Genomic DNA, 1,711 nt, shown 5'->3' on the forward strand with positions numbered 1-1,711 from the left:
TTATATATTCGACGACAGGTTCCTGATCGAATCCAACGGCCGGTATGACGGCACTTCCAGGTTTCCGAAGGACAGCCGTTTTGGCTTCTTTCCGTCCGTCTCTTTAGGCTGGAGGCTTTCCAATGAACAATGGATGGCCCCTGCTTCCAACTGGCTCGACGAACTGAAAATCCGTGCTTCATACGGCCAACTCGGCAATCAGCTATTGGTTGATAACAACAACAATCCCATCTGGTATCCCTATATCCCCACCATGGGCATAGGCCAGTCCAACTTCATGATGGTGGGCGCCAACAGGACACCTTTTGTTTCCCCCGCGGGACTGGTCAGTCCAACGCTTACCTGGGAGACGGTAATCTCCAAAAACATCGGACTGGACTTTACCCTGTTCGGGGGCAAACTGGACGGCTCTGTCGATGTCTTCACCCGGGATACCAAGGACATGTTGATGCGGCAGGAATACCCATCTATATTGGGAACCGGTGCGCCGTCTTCCAATGCCGCCGACCTGAGAACCTATGGATGGGAACTGGCACTGACCTACAGAAACCAGTTTTCCCAGGATCTTAATTATGATGTGACCCTGGCCCTATCGGATTGGCAGGCCACCATTACCAAGTTTGACAATCCCGCCGGCGCCATTCCTACCGGGATTTCTTCCAGTAACCAGTATTATGAAGGGCAGATGCTCAATGAGATCTGGGGCTATGAGACCGTGGGCATTTTCCAGACAGCTGACGAGGTGGCCAATGCCCCTGACCAGTCCGCTTTGGGTGCCAACTGGAGACCGGGCGATATCCAATACGCGGATCTTAACGGAGATGGCCGGATCACTCCGGGCAGTAACACGTTAGATGATCCGGGAGACAGAAGGGTGATCGGTAACTCGACACCCAGGTATAGTTTCGGCATCAACAACAATCTGCAGTGGAGAAACTTCACGCTGAACCTTTTCTTCCAAGGGGTATGGAGCCGTGACCACTGGCCCACCTCCGGCAACTGGACCTGGTTTTTCCCCTTCAATGCCGGTCATGTTGAGCATTATTTTATCACTGACTCATGGTCTGAAGATAACAGGGACGCCTATTTTGCCCATCCCCACATCTCGACCAACGATAAGAAGAACATCCAGCCGCAGACGCGTTTCCTGCAAAATGCCGGATATATCCGTCTGAAAAACGTTAATCTGGGTTATAACCTTCCTGTGAATTGGATGCAGGCCATTGGCTTCCAAAGTGCCAACGTTTATTTTGCCGGGATGAACCTGTGGGAGTATTCCCCCATCAGGCCGCCTTTGGATCCCGAAACCATCTGGGCCGGAGCCATTGAATATCCCATGCAGCGGATCTATACATTGGGAGCAAGGATCACATTTTAACATTTAAAAGCAAGAAATAATGAAAACATATAGAATATATTTCAGGCTTCTGATGGTCAGTTCATTCATGCTCGGGGCCTGTAACGATGATTTTCTGGAAAGATACCCGCTTGACCAGGTCAGTAACGAAACGTTCTGGAACACGGAGAATGACCTGGCTACCTATAATAATTATTTTTATCACCTGGCCCAGAATGATGTGAACATCCCCATCCTGCTGGGACATCACAACGGGTTTGATAGCCAATTGGCCAGTTACCTGCATTTGGACGGGTTTGCCGATAACCTGGCCCCCAACCACGAAAGACACCGGCCTTTCCAACAGGTGCGGGC

Annotated in this window: 1 protein-coding gene and 1 pseudogene; both read left to right on the forward strand. The window is 50.8% G+C overall.

The window, feature by feature from the left end:
* Positions 1 to 1,378, forward strand: a 1,378-nt coding sequence (locus ACFPFU_RS25525; RefSeq protein ID WP_377069561.1) for a SusC/RagA family TonB-linked outer membrane protein, incomplete at its 5' end; no start/stop codon positions are given.
* A 19-nt stretch (positions 1,379 to 1,397) separates the two neighbouring features.
* Positions 1,398 to 1,711, forward strand: a pseudogene (locus tag ACFPFU_RS25530) (RagB/SusD family nutrient uptake outer membrane protein); the annotation flags it as partial.

The sequence above is a fragment of the Negadavirga shengliensis genome (genome assembly GCF_042652345.1).
GTDB lineage: Bacteria > Bacteroidota > Bacteroidia > Cytophagales > Cyclobacteriaceae > Negadavirga > Negadavirga shengliensis.